The sequence below is a fragment of the Pararhizobium sp. genome (assembly GCF_035497515.1).
Taxonomy (GTDB): Bacteria; Pseudomonadota; Alphaproteobacteria; order Rhizobiales; family Rhizobiaceae; genus Pararhizobium.
Map to the genome: position 1 here is coordinate 24,908 of NZ_DATJDJ010000184.1, position 16,862 is coordinate 41,769.

Annotated in this window: 18 protein-coding genes; 15 read left to right on the forward strand and 3 right to left on the reverse strand. The window is 60.9% G+C overall.

Going from position 1 to position 16,862, the window contains the following annotated elements; genetic code table 11:
- The first annotated feature begins 16 nt into the window (after nucleotides 1-16).
- Nucleotides 17-661 (forward strand): cob(I)yrinic acid a,c-diamide adenosyltransferase, encoded by a 645-nt coding sequence (gene cobO, locus VL202_RS19910; RefSeq protein WP_325465817.1) that lies wholly within the window; start codon nucleotides 17-19, stop codon nucleotides 659-661.
- Between the two features lie 152 nt (nucleotides 662-813).
- On the opposite strand, the gene VL202_RS19915 is transcribed toward cobO, so the two are convergent.
- The gene (locus tag VL202_RS19915) at nucleotides 814-1,599 is read right to left on the reverse strand and encodes a TSUP family transporter (RefSeq protein WP_325465818.1); all 786 of its coding nucleotides are present in this window, start codon (nucleotides 1,597-1,599) and stop codon (nucleotides 814-816) included.
- Nucleotides 1,600-1,996: 397 nt separating this feature from the next.
- Here VL202_RS19915 and VL202_RS19920 point away from each other — a divergent pair, with 397 nt between their 5' ends.
- From VL202_RS19920 to VL202_RS19980, 13 genes are all read left to right on the forward strand, one after another.
- A complete protein-coding gene (locus VL202_RS19920; RefSeq protein ID WP_325465819.1) occupies nucleotides 1,997-2,524 on the forward strand; it encodes a cobalamin biosynthesis protein in 528 nt (175 codons plus the stop codon).
- Nucleotides 2,524-3,363, forward strand: a complete 840-nt coding sequence (gene cobA / locus VL202_RS19925; protein WP_325465820.1) for a uroporphyrinogen-III C-methyltransferase — start codon at nucleotides 2,524-2,526, stop codon at nucleotides 3,361-3,363. The genes VL202_RS19920 and cobA overlap by 1 nt, the downstream gene beginning before the upstream one ends.
- On the forward strand, nucleotides 3,360-4,664 hold the full coding sequence (locus VL202_RS19930) for a cobyrinate a,c-diamide synthase (protein WP_325465821.1): 1,305 nt from the start codon (nucleotides 3,360-3,362) through the stop codon (nucleotides 4,662-4,664). Before cobA ends, VL202_RS19930 begins: the two co-directional genes overlap by 4 nt.
- Entirely contained in the window at nucleotides 4,661-5,665 is a 1,005-nt protein-coding gene (gene cobD / locus VL202_RS19935) for a threonine-phosphate decarboxylase CobD (protein WP_325465822.1), read from the forward strand. The genes VL202_RS19930 and cobD overlap by 4 nt, the downstream gene beginning before the upstream one ends.
- 11 nt (nucleotides 5,666-5,676) lie before the next feature.
- Nucleotides 5,677-6,660 (forward strand): adenosylcobinamide-phosphate synthase CbiB, encoded by a 984-nt coding sequence (cbiB, locus tag VL202_RS19940; protein ID WP_325465823.1) that lies wholly within the window; start codon nucleotides 5,677-5,679, stop codon nucleotides 6,658-6,660.
- 147 nt (nucleotides 6,661-6,807) lie between these two features.
- Complete coding sequence (locus VL202_RS19945) at nucleotides 6,808-7,245, forward strand: L,D-transpeptidase (protein WP_325465824.1); 438 nt, start codon at nucleotides 6,808-6,810, stop codon at nucleotides 7,243-7,245.
- Nucleotides 7,246-7,540: 295 nt separating this feature from the next.
- Nucleotides 7,541-7,819, forward strand: coding sequence for an acyl carrier protein (locus VL202_RS19950; protein ID WP_007760287.1), 279 nt, complete (start codon nucleotides 7,541-7,543; stop codon nucleotides 7,817-7,819).
- 231 nt (nucleotides 7,820-8,050) lie between these two features.
- On the forward strand, nucleotides 8,051-8,536 hold the full coding sequence (locus tag VL202_RS19955; protein ID WP_325465825.1) for a 3-hydroxyacyl-ACP dehydratase FabZ family protein: 486 nt from the start codon (nucleotides 8,051-8,053) through the stop codon (nucleotides 8,534-8,536).
- Nucleotides 8,537-8,538: 2 nt separating this feature from the next.
- Complete coding sequence (locus VL202_RS19960; protein ID WP_325465826.1) at nucleotides 8,539-9,741, forward strand: beta-ketoacyl-ACP synthase; 1,203 nt, start codon at nucleotides 8,539-8,541, stop codon at nucleotides 9,739-9,741.
- A gap of 12 nt (nucleotides 9,742-9,753) precedes the next feature.
- The gene (locus VL202_RS19965) at nucleotides 9,754-11,037 is read left to right on the forward strand and encodes a beta-ketoacyl-ACP synthase (RefSeq protein ID WP_325465827.1); all 1,284 of its coding nucleotides are present in this window, start codon (nucleotides 9,754-9,756) and stop codon (nucleotides 11,035-11,037) included.
- A gap of 54 nt (nucleotides 11,038-11,091) precedes the next feature.
- Complete coding sequence (locus VL202_RS19970; RefSeq protein ID WP_325465828.1) at nucleotides 11,092-12,120, forward strand: zinc-binding dehydrogenase; 1,029 nt, start codon at nucleotides 11,092-11,094, stop codon at nucleotides 12,118-12,120.
- 11 nt (nucleotides 12,121-12,131) lie between these two features.
- Nucleotides 12,132-13,064 (forward strand): lipid A biosynthesis lauroyl acyltransferase, encoded by a 933-nt coding sequence (locus VL202_RS19975; protein ID WP_325465829.1) that lies wholly within the window; start codon nucleotides 12,132-12,134, stop codon nucleotides 13,062-13,064.
- A 392-nt stretch (nucleotides 13,065-13,456) separates the two neighbouring features.
- A complete protein-coding gene (locus VL202_RS19980) occupies nucleotides 13,457-14,170 on the forward strand; it encodes a PAS domain-containing protein (protein WP_325465830.1) in 714 nt (237 codons plus the stop codon).
- Nucleotides 14,171-14,228: 58 nt separating this feature from the next.
- On the opposite strand, the gene VL202_RS19985 is transcribed toward VL202_RS19980, so the two are convergent.
- A complete protein-coding gene (locus VL202_RS19985) occupies nucleotides 14,229-14,579 on the reverse strand; it encodes a VOC family protein (RefSeq protein WP_325465831.1) in 351 nt (116 codons plus the stop codon).
- Nucleotides 14,580-14,588: 9 nt separating this feature from the next.
- Complete coding sequence (locus VL202_RS19990; protein ID WP_325465832.1) at nucleotides 14,589-14,987, reverse strand: SRPBCC family protein; 399 nt, start codon at nucleotides 14,985-14,987, stop codon at nucleotides 14,589-14,591.
- 353 nt (nucleotides 14,988-15,340) lie between these two features.
- Between VL202_RS19990 and gndA the strand changes: the two genes are divergently transcribed.
- Nucleotides 15,341-16,771: an NADP-dependent phosphogluconate dehydrogenase gene (gndA, locus tag VL202_RS19995; RefSeq protein ID WP_325465833.1), complete on the forward strand. Its 1,431-nt coding sequence runs from the start codon at nucleotides 15,341-15,343 to the stop codon at nucleotides 16,769-16,771.
- The last annotated feature ends 91 nt before the right edge of the window (nucleotides 16,772-16,862 follow it).

Sequence of the window (16,862 nt, forward strand, 5' to 3'; positions counted from 1 at the left end):
TTCAAGGAGACATACGATGAGCGAAGACGAAACACAGGCAACGGAAACCGGCCCGGTCAATGACGAGGCTCGCCATGCCATGAAGATGGCGAAGAAGAAGACCGCGCGCGAAAAGATCATGGCGACGAAAACGGACCAGAAGGGCCTGATCATCGTCAATACCGGCAAGGGCAAGGGCAAGTCGACGGCCGGTTTCGGCATGATCTTTCGCCATATCGCCCACGGCATGCCGTCGGCCGTGGTCCAGTTCATCAAGGGCGCCTGGGAAACCGGCGAGCGGGACCTGATCGAAAAGCATTTTGGCGATGTCTGCCAGTTCTATACGCTGGGCGAAGGCTTTACGTGGGAGACGCAGGACCGTTCGCGCGATATCGCCATGGCTGAAAAGGCCTGGGAGAAGGCCAAGGAACTGATCCGCGACGAGCGCAACTCCATGGTCCTGCTCGACGAGATCAACATCGCGCTGCGTTATGATTATATCGACGTTGCCGAAGTCGTACGCTTCCTCAAGGAAGAAAAGCCGCACATGACCCATGTCGTGCTGACGGGCCGCAACGCCAAGGAAGAACTGATCGAGGCGGCCGATCTCGTCACCGAGATGGAACTGATCAAGCATCCTTTCCGCTCCGGCATCAAGGCACAGGTCGGCGTCGAATATTGAGGCCCGTGCCGTGATATCGCCTTACGGTATCACGCTATCTTGCCAATGGCAGGAGCGAGGCCGGAATGCCGATCGATGGCGACCGGTCCGGAATTCCGCCATGCCGGCAATGATCCCGAAAATTTACATCCGGTTTTAGGGGATTGCGGCTTTTACATGCCGAGCCAGAGCCGAAGCGGGTGGGTGGGATCGGAAAGCAGCTTGATTGCCAGCGCGATGCAGGTGACGACCAGAAGCGGCTTGATGATCTTGGCGCCGTTCTTCATGGCGAAGCGCGAGCCGACCTGCGCACCAGCGAACTGTCCGGCGCCCATCAGCAAGCCGACTTTCCAGAGCACTACGCCGTACAGCAGGAACACGACAAAGGCGCCGATATTCGAACCGAAATTGAGGAATTTCGTGTGGGCGGTTGCTTTCAACACACCAAAACCGGCGAGCGCGATAAACGCCATCATGAAGAACGAGCCGGTGCCGGGACCGAACACGCCGTCATAAAAGCCGATCAATGGCACGATCGTCAGCGAAAACAGGAATGGTGTCATCCTTTGCGCCCGGTCGACATCGCCGACGCTGGGCTTGAGCGCGAAGTAAAGCGCGATGCCGACAAGCATGAAGGGCAGGACGGCCTTCAGCACGTCGCCGGGCACGATCGTGGCAAGCAACGCTCCCAAGGCGGCCCCCAGTGCCGACATGACCGCCATCGGCAATTGTTCCCGCAGGTTGACATGACCCTTGCGCGCATAGGCGAGGCTTGCCGAGCCGGAGCCGAACAGCGACTGGAGCTTGTTGGTGCCGAGGGTCTCCAGCGGCGGAATGCCAGCGAGCAACATGGCCGGCACCGTGATCATGCCGCCGCCACCGGCGATGGAATCGATGAAGCCGGCGAAGAAAGCGGCGAGGAACAGCAGGGCGAAGATCTGGGGGGCAAGATCGTGCAAGATGAGACTCGGAAGAAGGGCGAAACGCCGGGGGAACCGGTAGTTGTTTGTCAGAGCTTGCTGCGGATTGCAAAGCCGGAGGCGGTGAGTGGGGACTTTCTTTCGCTCGAGACGATCAATTCTCGTGTCCGGCTGTTGTGTTGTTGGCAATATCGGTCCCGAATCCCCCCTTATGCCGTTGGTCGCATGCAAGATGGCGCAATCCGGTTTGACCGCTCATGCAGGCTCCGGTAAAAAGACTGCATGTGCGACGGCGCCCGCCTCGGTGGGCTGAAAGAGCGTCCGGTGCGGCCGACCCAGTCAGGGGGCTTCATCCGGTGCTGTCCAGACCGCTTCGACGCTTCGGCGTTCGAAGGCCCCGGCGCATCCTCAGCATGCGGCATGGGAGGTCCGTTTCGTGAACCATCTGGACAACGGCGATCAGCAGGCATCGGGGGCCTTCGTGTTGGGATTGGGCTGCGAACGCGGCGCGTGCGCCGATGAGGTCATTGCTCTCGCGGAGCAGGCTCTGCTTTTGGCCGGCATCGATCGCCGCGCGCTGATCTGTGTTGCCACCCTTGATGTGCGCCTTTCCGAGCCTGCCATCCTTGCTGCCGCGGCACATTTCGCCGTCCCTTTGAAAGGATTTCCTGCCGCCGTTCTGGAAGATGCGACGCCACGGCTGGAGACGCCGTCGGATCGTGTTTTCGCGCTGACCGGTTGCCACGGCGTGGCGGAAGCGGCGGCATTGGTCGGTGCGGGCGAGGTGGGTGATCTCGTCGTCCCAAAGGCGAAGTCGGCGCATGCGACAGCGGCCATCGCCGGCTGTTTTTCCGAATCGAATCAGGAGCTTACGGCGTTATCCTCGGTGATTGATTCCGGGGCTTTACGTTTCGATTCAAGGGGTCGACCAATATCACCTGTTGCGGCGGAGGTTTTGGCCTGATGGACAAGCTGTTTTCGGGCTTGCCGAATCTGGAGCCGGGTTCCGTCTGGCTGGTCGGGGCCGGTCCGGGCGATCCGGGCCTGTTGACGCTGCATGCCGTCAACGCTCTGCGGCAGGCCGATGTCATCGTTCATGATGCCCTGGTCAATGCCGAGTGCCTGACGATGGTGAAGACCGGTGCCGTGCTGGAATTTGCCGGAAAGCGCGGCGGAAAACCGTCGCCGAAGCAGCGCGACATTTCGCTGCGTCTCGTCGAACTGGCGCGGCAAGGCAAGCGGGTGCTGCGGCTGAAAGGCGGCGATCCGTTCGTCTTCGGTCGCGGCGGCGAGGAGGCTCTGACGCTGGTCGAACACGGTATTCCCTTCCGCATCGTGCCTGGCATCACCGCCGGCATCGGCGGCCTTGCCTATGCCGGAATTCCGGTGACCCATCGCGAGGTCAATCATGTGGTGACGTTCCTCACCGGCCACGATTCGTCCGGCGTGGTGCCGGATCGCATCCATTGGGAGGGGATCGCAAAGGGTTCGCCCGTCATTGTCATGTATATGGCGATGAAGCATATCGGCCAGATTACCGCCAATCTGATCTCCGCCGGCCGCTCACCCAACGAACCCGTCGCCTTCGTCTGCAATGCCGCGACGCCGGATCAGACAGTTCTGGAAACGACGCTGGAGCAGGCGGAAGCAGATGTGATGGCATTCGGGCTCGAGCCGCCGGCGATCGTCGTTGTCGGCGAGGTCGTGCGGCTGCGGCCGGCGCTCGACTGGCTGGGGGCGCTCCAGGGGCGCACGCTTGAGGCCGATCCACTGTTGAACCGTGCCTTCAAGGACCCGGCATGAGCGGGCTGCTGATCGCTGCTCCATCCTCCGGTTCCGGCAAGACGACTGTCACCCTCGGTCTGCTGCGGGCGTTGCGCAACCGTGGCGTGGCGCTTTCGCCGGGCAAGGCCGGTCCCGATTACATCGACCCGGCCTTTCACACGGCGGCCAGCGGCAAAGCCTGCCTGAATTACGACCCCTGGGGCATGCGCCCCGACCTGTTGCACGCCAATGCCATGGCTGCCACCGCCAATGGCGAGGCTCTGATCGTCGAAGCGATGATGGGTCTTTACGATGCGGCGATCGACGGGCAAGGCTCGCCGGCCGATCTTGCGGCCTTGCTGGGTTTGAACGTCGTTCTGGTAATCGATTGCGGCCGCATGGCACAATCGGTCGCCGCACTGGTGCGCGGCTATGCGGGGCATCGCGACGATGTCCATGTCTCCGGCGTCATCCTCAACAAGGTCGGCAGCGACCGGCACGAGGTGATGTTGCGCGCTGCACTGGAGGCGATCGGCATGCCGGTCTTTGGCGTCCTGCGCCAGAACGCCACCCTGAAGCTTCCCGAACGGCATCTCGGCCTCGTCCAGGCGGGCGAACATGCGGAACTCGATCTCTTCATCGAAACGGCGGCTACCCATGTCGAGGCGGGGTGCGACCTCGACCGGATCCTGGCGGCAGCGCGATCGAAAGCACCGCGGATAGCCGTGGCGGATGCCGCGCCGCTGAAACCGCTCGGCCAGAGGATCGCCATTGCCAGCGACACCGCCTTCGCCTTCACCTACGAACACCTGACGTCCGGATGGCGCCGGGCAGGCGCGGAACTGGCGTTTTTCTCGCCGCTGGCCGATGAGGCGCCGGCTGGCGACACCGATGCGGTCTATCTGCCGGGCGGCTATCCCGAGCTTCACGCCGCACAACTCGCCGAAGCTGGCCGTTTTCGGGCCGGCATGATCTCCGCCAGGGATCGCGGTGCGCGGATTTTTGGCGAATGCGGCGGCTACATGACTCTCGGGGAGGGACTTGTCGCAGCGGATGGCAAACGCTACGCCATGCTCGGCTTGCTGCCGCTCAGCACCAGTTTCGCCGAACGCAAGCGGCATCTGGGCTATCGGCGGGTGAAGCCGGTCGATACCAGCTTTTTCGATGGTCCGCTGATGGCGCATGAATTTCACTATGCCTCGATCCTCTTCGAAGGCGATGCCGACCGGCTGTTCGAGACGACGGATGCTGCCGGTACGGCGCTCGGGCTTGCGGGCCTGAGACGCGATCGCGTGGCCGGATCGTTCATGCATGTCATCGACAGGGCGCAACCGTCATGAGCAGGCCGATCGTGCATGGTGGCGGCGTGACAGAGGCGGCCGCGCTCTTCGGTGGCCATCCGGCGGATTGGCTGGACCTGTCGACGGGCATCAATCCCAATCCGGTCGCCCTGCCGGATATCCCGACCAGTGCCTGGCATAGACTGCCGGATCGGCATCTGGTCGATGCGGCACGGCAGGCGGCGGCGCGCTACTATCGCTGCGGCCCGGGCCAACCTTTGCCTGTTCCCGGCACGCAATCCGTCATCCAGCTCTTGCCGCGCCTCGTCGCGCCGGGACGGCGGATCGCGATCCTCGCGCCGACCTATGGCGAATATGCCCGCGTGTTTTCCGTGGCCGGATATGCCGTGGACGAGATTTCCAGTCCCGACCAGCTGACGCCGGATCACGGACTTGCCGTTGTCGTGAACCCCAACAACCCGACTGGCCGCGCCTATCCGCCATCGGAATTGTCGGCGCTCGCGGAGCGGCTCGAAAAGAACGGTGGCCTTCTCCTCGTCGACGAAGCTTTCGGCGACACGCAGCCGGGTCTCAGCATCGTACCGGTGGCCGTCGAACACGACAATCTCATCGTGTTCCGATCCTTCGGCAAGTTCTTCGGACTGGCGGGCCTGCGGCTCGGCTTCGTGATCGCCGCGGACACCGTGTTGTCGCGTCTTGCCGAATGGCTGGGCCCCTGGTCTGTCTCGGGTCCGGCGCTGGTCATATCCCGTGCATTGATGGAGGGCGATACCGCGCCGGTACGGACCGCCATCCTCGAGCGCAAGGCTGGTCTCGATGCGGTCCTGCGAAAGGCGGGGCTGGACATTGTAGGTGGCACCCCATTGTTCTCGCTGGTCGACCATCCGAAAGCCGGGCGACTGCACGAACAGCTCTGCCGCGCGCATGTTCTCACACGAAAATTCAGCTATGCGCCGACATGGCTGCGGATTGGGCTTGCGCCCGATGCCGCAGGCGATACACGGTTGGAAGACGCCCTGCGTCTCGCCGACCACGCCTGAACGGACCTTCCATGTCGACCGAAATCCTTGCCGTGCTGACCGCAGCGCTTGTCCTCGACAGGCTTGTCGGCGATCCCGAATGGCTGTGGCAGCGCGTGCCGCATCCGGTGGTCTTGTTCGGGTCGATGATCGGCTGGTTCGACCGGACCTTCAACCGCAAGCGCGTCGAAAACGACGTGTTGCGGATTGGCGGTGTGCTGACCATTGCTGTCCTTTTGCTCTGGAGCCTGATCTGCGGCTGGCTGATCCACCGCCTCCTGTCGCAACTCGGCCTTTTTGGCTGGCTGCTGGAGGTCTTGCTGGTCGCGGTCTTCCTGGCGCAGAAGAGCCTTGCCGATCATGTCTCGCGCGTCGCGATGGGCCTGCGTACCGGCGGCCTGGAGGGCGGGCGCAAGGCCGTCTCGATGATTGTCGGTCGTGATCCGGAAACGCTGGACGAGCCAGCGGTCTGCCGCGCGGCAATCGAGAGCCTGGCGGAGAATTTTTCCGATGGCGTCGTGGCACCCGCCTTCTGGTATGCCGTACTCGGCCTGCCGGGCCTGCTGGCCTACAAGATGCTGAACACGGCTGATTCGATGATCGGCCACAAGAGCCCGAAATATTTCTATTTCGGCTGGGCCTCGGCCCGCCTCGACGATCTTGCCAATATTCCCGCCGCCCGCCTGTCGATCCTGCTCATCGCCGCCGGCGCGGCCTTGAAGAGCGGCTTGAGTGCTGCCCGCAGCGCGCTCGCCATCGCACTTCGGGACAATGGCCTGCATCGTTCGCCCAATTCCGGCTGGCCGGAAGCAGCGATGGCGGGTGCACTTGATATCCAGCTTGCCGGCCCGCGGATCTATGCGGGCGCGCTGGTGGCGGAGCCGATGATCAACGGATCGGGACGCGCGCGCGCAACCGTCGGCGATGTCGAAACGGGTGTTTCGATATTCTACGGCGCGTGTACGGCGCTCGTTGCATTGGCGGTTTTTATAGGGGCGATCGTCAGTATTGTATAAAATCGTTACTGTGAACGGAAAAATCCTCCGGTTTTGGTTTAGGCCGAATTTTCCATTTGTCTTAAACGTCTGTCATTGCAATGAATGTAAGGTCTGTGTCGTGTTGGAACACCAGTAAAAAGGTGAATAAATTCGGAGAGGACTTTTATGCGTAAAATCTTCGTGGCCTTTGTGGCCTTTGTGGCCTTGTTGTTCATGCAATTTAACGCGCCTTCTGCCTTTGCCACCAATCTTATTGCCAAAGTAAGCCTTTCTTCTCAAACCATGACGGTATCGCAGAACGGCTTCGTCAGATACCGCTGGAAGGTATCGACGGCGCGCAGGGGGTATGTCACGCCACAGGGCAGCTGGAGCGCCAAATGGCTGTCGCGCAACCACCGCTCGCGCAAGTATGACAACGCGCCGATGCCCTATGCGGTCTTCTTCAACGGCGGCTACGCCGTGCATGCGACGTTCGACCTCAAGCGCCTTGGCCGGCCGGCATCCCACGGCTGCATTCGCCTGCATCCGGACAATGCCGCCGAATTCTTCTCGCTTGCCAGCCAATATGGTTTGAAGAACACCAAGATCGTCGTCACCCGCTGAGCCCGGTGACGACTTATCGCTCCGCCGACTTGGAATAATCATTGAGGTCGGCTGACAATGCCGGCCTCGATGATCGCATAAGTACCGGTTGAACTCGACGACGATCTTGCCGAACGGTCCGCAATCGAAATGATCGAGTGCCGCGACGGCGCTTTGAGAGACGGTGTGTGCGGTTCGTTTGATGTTTGCGCAACACCGCTGCCGCTAAATGCAACTCTTGCTGTCAAGGCCATTGGCTTTTCAGCCGCATTTACCTATAGGTTCGCCAAAACATGTATTCGAAAGAGGTACGCGCGTGACAGCTACATTCGACAAGGTTGCCGACATCATTGCGGAAACGAGCGAAATCGACCGTGAGACGATTACGCCGGAAAGCCACACCATCGACGATCTTGGCATAGACAGCCTTGATTTCCTCGACATCGTCTTTGCGATCGACAAGGAATTCGGCATCAAGATCCCGCTCGAGCAGTGGACCCAGGAAGTCAACGAAGGCAAGGTTTCGACGGAAGAATATTTCGTCCTGAAGAATCTCTGCGCCAAGATCGACGAACTGAAAGCCGCCAAGGGCTGACGATTTCCCCGCGTTTATCCCGCGGGAACACGTGCATGCACGACACCAATGCCGCCTGTCGCGTGGTCTGCGCTTGACAGGCGGCATTTGCGTTTTTACTTGACGGTCGCATGATCACGCCGCCGGCCGGTTTCGAACCGGGCGAATTGAGGCGGGATCGCATGATTTGAAATCCGGAGCATTTCTGGCGCTGTCGCGCGCCGCGCTCCGGGCCAAGCTGGATTGCTCCTGATGCTCCTTGAATATTTCCAGATGATCGATCGGGTCGAGACGGTCGATCTCGCCGCCAAGACGCTTAAGGCGCGCTCGGTCGTTCCCGCCAACAGCCCTGTCTTCGAGGGACATTTTCCTGGTTATCCGCTGGTGCCCGGCGTGCTTCTGATCGAGACGATGGCGCAGGCCTGCGGCTTCCTTGTATTGGCCGCCACGGATTTTGCCGCCATGCCGTTCCTGATGTCCGTGGATAGCGCCAAGATGCGCACCTTCGTCGAGCCGGAAGCGGTCCTCGACATCGAGGCCTTTCTTGAACATGACGGTTCAGGCTTTGCGGTGGTCAAGGCGAAGATCACATCCGCGGGCAAGAAGGTCTGCGACGCTCAATTGAAGCTGCGCACCATGCCGTTCGATCAGGTGCCGCTCGGGCCGATCGTCAGGAAGCGTGCGGAAGAGGTGGGGTTGATGGCGGCGCTTGCGCTGTCGACCGCGACGGGAGAGTGACGATGGTGAAAGCTGCCAATGACGTTGTAATCACCGGTGTCGGCATCGTCACCAACCAGGGTGTCGGCACGGATGTGCATACGTCCCTGCTGACAGCTGCCCAGTCGCCGGTTGCAAGCGTCGAAACCGAGCGTTTCGCGCCCTATCCGATCCATCCGCTCCCGGAAATCGACTGGTCGCAGCAGATCCCGAAGCGCGGCGACCAGCGGCAGATGGAAAACTGGCAGCGTCTCGGTGTCTTCAGTGCCGGACTGGCGCTTGACGATGCCGGTTTCAAGGACAATCTCGAGGCCTGCGGCAGCATGGACATGATCGTCGCGGCCGGTGGCGGCGAGCGCGATATCAATGTCGATTCGCTGATCGTCGATGAGGCGCTGAAGCGCAATGACCGCGAGCAACTGCTCAATGAAAAGCTGACGACGGAGCTGCGCCCGACGCTGTTCCTGGCGCAGCTTTCCAATCTTCTCGCCGGCAATATTTCCATCGTCCACAAGGTGACCGGTTCGTCGCGGACCTTCATGGGCGAAGAGGGGGCCGGGATCTCGGCGATCGAAACCGCCTTCGCCCGCATCAAGGCCGGGCAGTCGACCCATACGCTGGTCGGCGGCGCATTTTCGGCCGAACGTCTCGACATGATCCTGCTGATCGAGGCGATCCAGGGCCATGCGCTGGGCGGCTATCATCCAATCTGGTCGCGCAAGCCGGAAGACGGCGGCGGCATGATCCTCGGTTCCGTCGGGGCGTTTCTGATGCTGGAATCCCGTGAACATGCCGAGGCCCGCGGCGCCCGCATCTATGCAACGATCGACGAGATCGGTGGCGACCGCGGCAGCCGTGACGGCGACCGGCTGGAGCAGCGCCTGCAATATCTTTCCAAGCCTGCGGCTGATGCCGATCCGGATGCGACGATCGTGTTTTGCGGCACGACCGGCTTCCATGATCTCGCTGCCCGCGAAAAAGCCTTTCTCGATGCGCAGTTCCCGAAGGCCGCCATTCGTGCCTATGGCGGGCTCGCAGGCCATGGCCTGGAGGCACATTTTCCGCTCGGTCTCGCCTTCGCGGCACTATCGCTGGGTGCTGGCGCCATCGTTCCGCCATTCGATCCGGCTGAAACGAAAATGAGGATCCCGGCCAGGACCGCCGTCGTCACGACGATCGGCCATGCGCGCGGCGAAGGTATTGCCGTTCTTTCGGCCGAAGAATAAGGAGCGGCAGCCATGAGCAATGCTTACAAGGATCATCTCGGCCGCCCGTTGATCGCCGTCACCGGCATGGGCGTCATCACTTCGCTCGGACAGGGCGTACAGGACAACTGGAAGGCGCTGACTTCAGGCGTTTCCGGCATTCACAAGATCACCCGATTTCCGACCGAGGGTCTGTCGACCAAGATCAGCGGTACCGTCGATTTTATCGAACTGCCCGTCCAGAACGCGGTTGAGCGCTCCTATGCTTTTGCCCGCGAAACGACCGCCGAAGCCTTGGCCCAAGCGGGAATATCCGGTGATTTCAATGGTCCGCTGTTTCTGGCCGCACCGCCGATCGAGCCGGAATGGAGCGCCCGTTTCGAACTGGCCGACCGCGCAAAACCGTCCGAAAAGCCAGGCGACGCCTATAACCGTTTTCTCGCGGCCATGCGCGACCGCGCCGATGCCGATTTCCATGAAGCATCGCTGTTCGGCGCCATTTCCGAGCGCCTGTCCGACCGATTTGGAACGCGTGGCCTGCCGGTGACGCTGTCGACCGCCTGCGCCTCCGGGGCGACGGCGATCCAGCTTGGTGTCGAGGCGATCCGCCAAGGACGCACCGATCGTGCGCTTACCGTGGCGACCGACGGTTCCGTCGGTGCCGAAGCGCTGATCCGCTTTGCGCTGCTCTCTGCCCTATCGACCCAGAATGATCCGCCGGAAAAGGCCTCGAAGCCCTTCTCCAAGGATCGCGACGGTTTCGTCATCGCCGAGGGTGCGGCAACACTGGTGCTTGAATCGCTGGAAGCGGCGATTGCCCGTGGCGCCCGGATCTACGGCATCCTCAAGGGCTGTGGCGAGAAGGCGGATTCGTTCCACCGCACCCGCTCGTCGCCCGACGGTGGACCGGCGATCGCGACGATCCGCGCGGCACTCGCCGATGCGGGCATCGATGAGGCCGGCATCGGCTATATCAACGCCCACGGCACCCCGACGCCGGAAAACGACAAGATGGAGTTCGGCGCCATGTCGGCCGTCTTCGGCGAGGCTCTTGCAGGTATTCCGGTGTCCTCGAACAAGTCGATGATCGGCCATACGCTGACGGCGGCCGGCGCGGTGGAAGCCGTATTCTCGCTGCAGACGATCCTCACCGGCACGCTGCCGCCGACGATCAACTACCAGAACCCGGATCCGTCGATCGTTCTCGATGTCGTGCCAAACGTGAAGCGGGATGCGCAGGTCAATGCCGTCCTGTCGAACTCCTTCGGCTTCGGCGGTCAGAACGCCAGCCTTGTCATGGCGGCGGAACCGGCCTAATCCGACAACGATCCTTTTCGACGACAGACGCCCTCGGGCTCAAGGACTTATATCATGCGCGCTTTGCAACTGGTCGACGACCGCAAGCTGGAAATTACCGACCTCCCGGAGCCCGATGCACCGGGTCCGGGAGAGGTCACGCTGCGCGTCAAGGCGGTTGCGCTCAACCATATCGACGTCTGGGGCTGGCGCGGCATGGCCTTTGCCAAGCGCAAGATGCCGCTGGTCATCGGTGCCGAAGCCTCCGGCGTGGTCGACCAGATCGGTCCCGGCGTCTCCAATGTCCTGCCGGGTCAACTGGTCTCGATCTATGGCGCCCGCACCTGCGGCCTTTGCCGTCCGTGCCGGGAAAGCCGCGACAATCTCTGCGAACATGTCGGCGGCGTGCATGGCTTCCATCTCGACGGTTTTGCCCAGGAGAAGGTCAATCTTCCGGCCCGCCTGCTGGTTCCGGCGCCTCCGGGCGTAGACGCGATTGGCGCAGCCGTGGCACCCGTCACCTTCGGAACCGTCGAGCACATGCTGTTCGATAACGCCAAGCTCGAGCCCGGCGAAACCATCCTCATTCACGCTGGCGGCTCCGGTATCGGCTCGGCGGCGATCCAGCTCGCCAAGAAGATCGGCTGCACGGTCATTACCACCGTCGGGTCGGACGACAAGATAGAGAAGGCCAAGGCGCTTGGCGCCGATCACGTCATCAACTACCGCAAGGACCGATTCGAGGGCGTGACGCGCAAGCTCACCAAGAAGAAGGGCGTCGATGTCGTCTTCGAACATGTCGGCAAGGATACCTGGGCGGCTTCCATGTTCGTCCTGAAGCGCGGCGGCCGTCTGGTCACCTGCGGCTCGACCTCGGGTGTCTCGACCGAAATGAATCTGATGATGCTGTTCCAGCAGCAGTTGAAGCTGCTCGGTTCCTTCGGCTGCCGCATGGAAAACATGGCCGATGCCATGCAGAAGATGGCGCGCGGTCTCGTCTATCCGGTCATCGACACCGAAGTCGGCTTCGATGAGATCGACAAGGCGCTGGAGCGGATGGAAACTCGCCAGGTCTTCGGCAAAATCATCCTGCGAATGGACTGACGATCGTGCGCATGCTGATCACACGACTGGTTCTGGCGGTGGAGCATTTCCGCCAGTGGTCGATCGCGCAATTCGTCTTCCTGCTGCTCGGCACGCTGAAGCTGTTTCCCGCCAATGCGGCAATCGAGTTTTCCGAACGCTTCACGCGCTGGCTCGGGCCGAAGCTGAAGCACCGCCACAAGCTGACGCTTACCAACCTGCGAAACGCCTTTCCTGAAAAGGGCGAGGCAGAGATTCAGGCGATCGCGCTCGAAAGCTGGGGCAGCATCGGTCGGCTTGCCGCCGAATATGTTTTCCTCGACGAAATCTTCGATTTCGATCCGACCGATCCGAAGCCGGGCCGTATCGAGGTGTCCGGCATCCCGCTGTTCCTGGAATTGCGCGACAATCCGCGGCCGTTCATCGTCTTTACCGCCCATACCGGCAATTTCGAGCTGCTGCCGGTCGCCAGCAATGCCTTCGGGCTCGACGTCACAGTACTGTTCCGTCCGCCGAACAATCCCTACGTGGCCGACAAGGTTTTCAATTTCCGCAAGCAACGCATGGGCAATCTCGTGCCGTCGCATGCCGGTTCGTCCTTCACGCTCGCTCGCAAGCTGGAGCGCGGCGGCGGCGTCGGCGTCCTGGTCGACCAGAAGTTCCGCAAGGGGCTGACGACCAAGTTCTTCAACCGCGACGTCCGCACCAATCCGCTCCTGGCCAAGCTGGTGCGTCAGTTCAATTGCGAGGTTTATCCGGCCCGCTCGATCCGCCTGCCGGATGGTCGGTTTCGCCTGGAGCTCGAGCCGGCCATCGAGATCCCCCGCAAGCCCGACGGCGCCGTTGACGTCAACGCCACGGCACAGTTGCTCAACGACAAGGTGGAAAGCTGGGTGCGGGAATATCCGGGCCAGTGGCTCTGGTACCATGACCGCTGGGCGATCAAGAAAAGCCTGCAGGATTAGACCCTTCTCATCTCCATGCCGTCGCGACATCGCAACTGTTCCATTCAGGAATCAGCGATGATATTCGCGTGTAAATAGTTTTTAGTGTAAAATATCGTACAGACTGTGGTTGAATCGCTGCCCTCCTCGCGGAGGCGCGAGAATGTTTCGAAACTGTTATATTTTCTCACTTGGGCCGGCAATTATTTTAACGGAAACGTTTAAGGTCGCAGTCTGACTGTTGAACGGCATTTTATAGAGTGTAAACTCGACCTTGCATGACAAGGGTTGCAAGTGCTTCGGGAATAGGGACAGGCGCCGGTCAATCGATTTAGATCCGGCCGCGCCGGGATTTGCAGCTGCTCGTTCTACTCAGGAGCAATACTGGCTGCGGGGGGAGTGGGATTAAGCAATTGAAGGCATTGATAGACCTTTTTTGGTTCAAGTATTCGCAACTGCAATATGCGGTCAAATCCGGCGACGATCTGCTGATTTCCATTCTCGACCGCGATATTGAACCGGTTCTGAGCGCCATTTATCACGACGAGGCATCTTGCGTCGCCGATGCGCGCCTGCAGTTCCAGTTCGTACTGGATCTCTTGCGCAAGGAAGCGGACGACGTGTCCAGCGTATTGCGGCAGCAAGGCGTGCTGCAATCTCTGTCCGATCGCTATTTCGCCGGTGAAAATGGCAATATCCTCGGCGAAAAATGGCAGCAACCTGCCGCGCCGATGACCGTCCATCGGGGACGTGTCGACGAAGGTTTCCTCAACGAGGCCATCCTCGATTGCATGCCGGATCGCATCGCCGTCATTACGCCGGACTACCGTTACCTTTACACCAATCCGGTGAATGCGGCGCGGCTCGACGAACGGCCGATGGATCTCGTTGGCCGCCATATTGTCGAGTTTGTCGGGATCCAGCGTTTCGAGCAGCGCGTGAAGCCCAATCTGGACAAATGCTTTGCCGGTGAGACGGTCGAATACACCTTCTCCAAGGACGTCGATAACCGCATCCTCGTGGTGCGCTGCCGCATGACGCCGTGCATGTCGAGCACTGGCAAGATCATCGGCGCGATCCTGATCCTGCAGGAAATCGCCGATCGCCGTCGCTCGATCGCAGCCTGACATCCACATATTTCATTCGAAAGGCGAGGGCGGTTGCCCACGCACATCCTTGCCTGTTCTACTTGTCCGACCAGACCGCCAGTTCGTAGCCATCGGGATCGAGAAACTGGAATCGCCGCCCGCCTGGGAAAGAGAACGTCTCGACGACGATACGGGCGCCGGACGCTTCCAGCCGCGCCTGAGTCGCGACGAGATCGTCCGCGTAGAGAATGACAAGCGGGCCTCCGGGCTTCGGCGTTCCCGTCGTCAATCCGCCGGTCAGTCTTCCGTCGGTGAACTCGCAATAGTCCGGACCATAATCGGTGAACGACCAACCGAAGGCCGAACCGTAGAATGCGCGCGAACGTGCGATGTCGCTGACGGCGAATTCGATATTGTCGATCTGCCGGTCAATACCCTTCTGGCCCATCGGTCTCTCCTATTCTTCCAGAATGGTCTTCAGTGCTTGGAGGTCCTTCTTCACCCATTCGGCGTCGGAGGCAAACCGCTCGTCGTTCATATCCGGCAATTTCAGCAGGGTGAACATGACCTCCGCGCCGTCGCCGTTCGGAACCACCCGCAGCGCATTGTGAACCTTCAACCCCGACTCCATCGTGACGAGGTGATCGAGCACGCCGAAATCGTTTGGCGGCGTGAACGTGACGCGGGCATTGCCGAGCGGTCCGCTGGTGATCCAGTCGGTGCCATCAGGCTCCAGTCCGGAACTCAATCCGGATGCCCAGAGCGGCATGTTTTCGGGCTTGGCTGCAAAGGCATAGACGTCGCGCCAGCTTCTCTCGATGCTGATATGGACGATCCTGGATTTCATCACTGTCATGGTCCTGCCTTCCCTCCCTGCTTGTGCCTGCCTGTGCTTTGGAAGCTACTGCATAACTCCTTAGATCGGAATCGATTTAAGGATAAAATTATGCAGCATATTTGAGGTGTTACTGCGACTTCGCGCGTCATATTTGACGCGCCGCGTTGTCACTGGCTCGCTCGGAAAAGTCTCACTTTTAACAACAATCACTTGTCGTTAATCGATTTGAATGCCAAAACTCCGTCAGAATTCGCAGGGCGCGTTCTGGTGTGGATTGCCGGAACCGTTGCCCTGCGCATCTCAATCTGGTGGAGTTGTTGCGCATGTCCAGCCGGACACTGGCCGCTTCACCGTCTAACGGAGGCACATACGTGGCACAGGCGGAAATCGGCCTTATCGGTCTTGGCGTTATGGGATCGAATCTGGCGCTCAATATTGCCGAAAAAGGCAACAGGATCGCAGTTTTCAACCGCACGGTGGAAGCGACCCGGAAGTTCTACGCCGAAGCCGGCGAACTCCAGGGCCAGATCATTCCGTGCGAAACCATCGAGGAATTCGTCGCTGCCATCCGCCCGCCGCGGCCGATCATCATCATGATCAAGGCCGGTGAACCGGTCGATCAGCAGATGGAGCTTCTGAAGCCCTATCTGGAGAAGAACGACATCATGATCGATGCCGGCAACGCCAATTTCCGCGACACGATGCGCCGTTTCGACAATCTCAAGGACAGCGGCCTGACCTTTATCGGCATGGGCGTGTCCGGCGGTGAAGAAGGCGCCCGCCACGGCCCGTCGATCATGGTCGGCGGCAAGGAAGAATCCTGGAAGCGCGTCGAAAAGGTCCTGACCTCGATCGCGGCCAAGTATAACGACGATCCGTGCGTTGCCTGGCTCGGCGAAAACGGCGCCGGCCACTTCGTCAAGACCATCCACAACGGTATCGAATATGCCGACATGCAGATGATCGCTGAAATCTACGGCATCCTGCGCGACGGTCTGAAGATGAGCGCCACCGAAATCGGTGACGTTTTTGGCGCATGGAACAAGGGACGCCTGAATTCCTACCTGATCGAGATCACCGAGAAGGTCCTGAAGGCCGCCGATCCGATCACCGGCAAGCCGATCGTCGATCTCATCCTGGACAAGGCCGGCCAGAAGGGCACCGGCAAGTGGTCCGTCATCGAGGCCCAGAACATGGGCATTCCGGCGACCGCCATCGAGGCTGCCGTTGCCGCCCGCAGCATCTCCTCGGTCAAGGGCGAGCGCGAAGCTGCCGAAAAGGTCCTCGGCCTGCCTGAGGTCGGCGAGTTCAAGGTTGCCGACAAGGCCGCTTTCCTCAAGGATCTGGAAAGCGCGCTGCTGGCCGCCAAGATCGGCGCCTATGCGCAGGGCTTCGCTGTCATGGCGCAGGCTTCGCGCGAGTTCAACTGGAATCTGCCGATGCCGACCATCGCCCGGATCTGGCGCGCTGGCTGCATCATCCGCTCGGTCTTCCTCGATGAAATCACCACGGCCTTCACCAAGGACCCGAACGTCGCCAACCTGATCGTCACACCGGCGTTTTCCGCGATGGTCAAGGAAACCGATGACGCTCTGCGCCGCGTCGTCTCCGCCGCTGCCCTCGGTGGCCTGCCGGCTCCGGCGCTGGCTTCCGCACTCGGCTATTTCGACAGCTACCGCCGCGCTCGCGGCACCGCCAATGTCATCCAGGCGCAGCGTGACTTCTTCGGTGCGCATGGCTTCGACCGCGTCGATGGCGCCGATTCGCATCACGGCCCGTGGGGCAGCGGTCTGAACGCCTGATTGCTGCCACCGGTTTTGACGCCGGATTGCTGAAATTGAAACGGCCGCTGATCGCTCAGCGGCCGTTTTGCTTTATCCGACCAGACGCAAA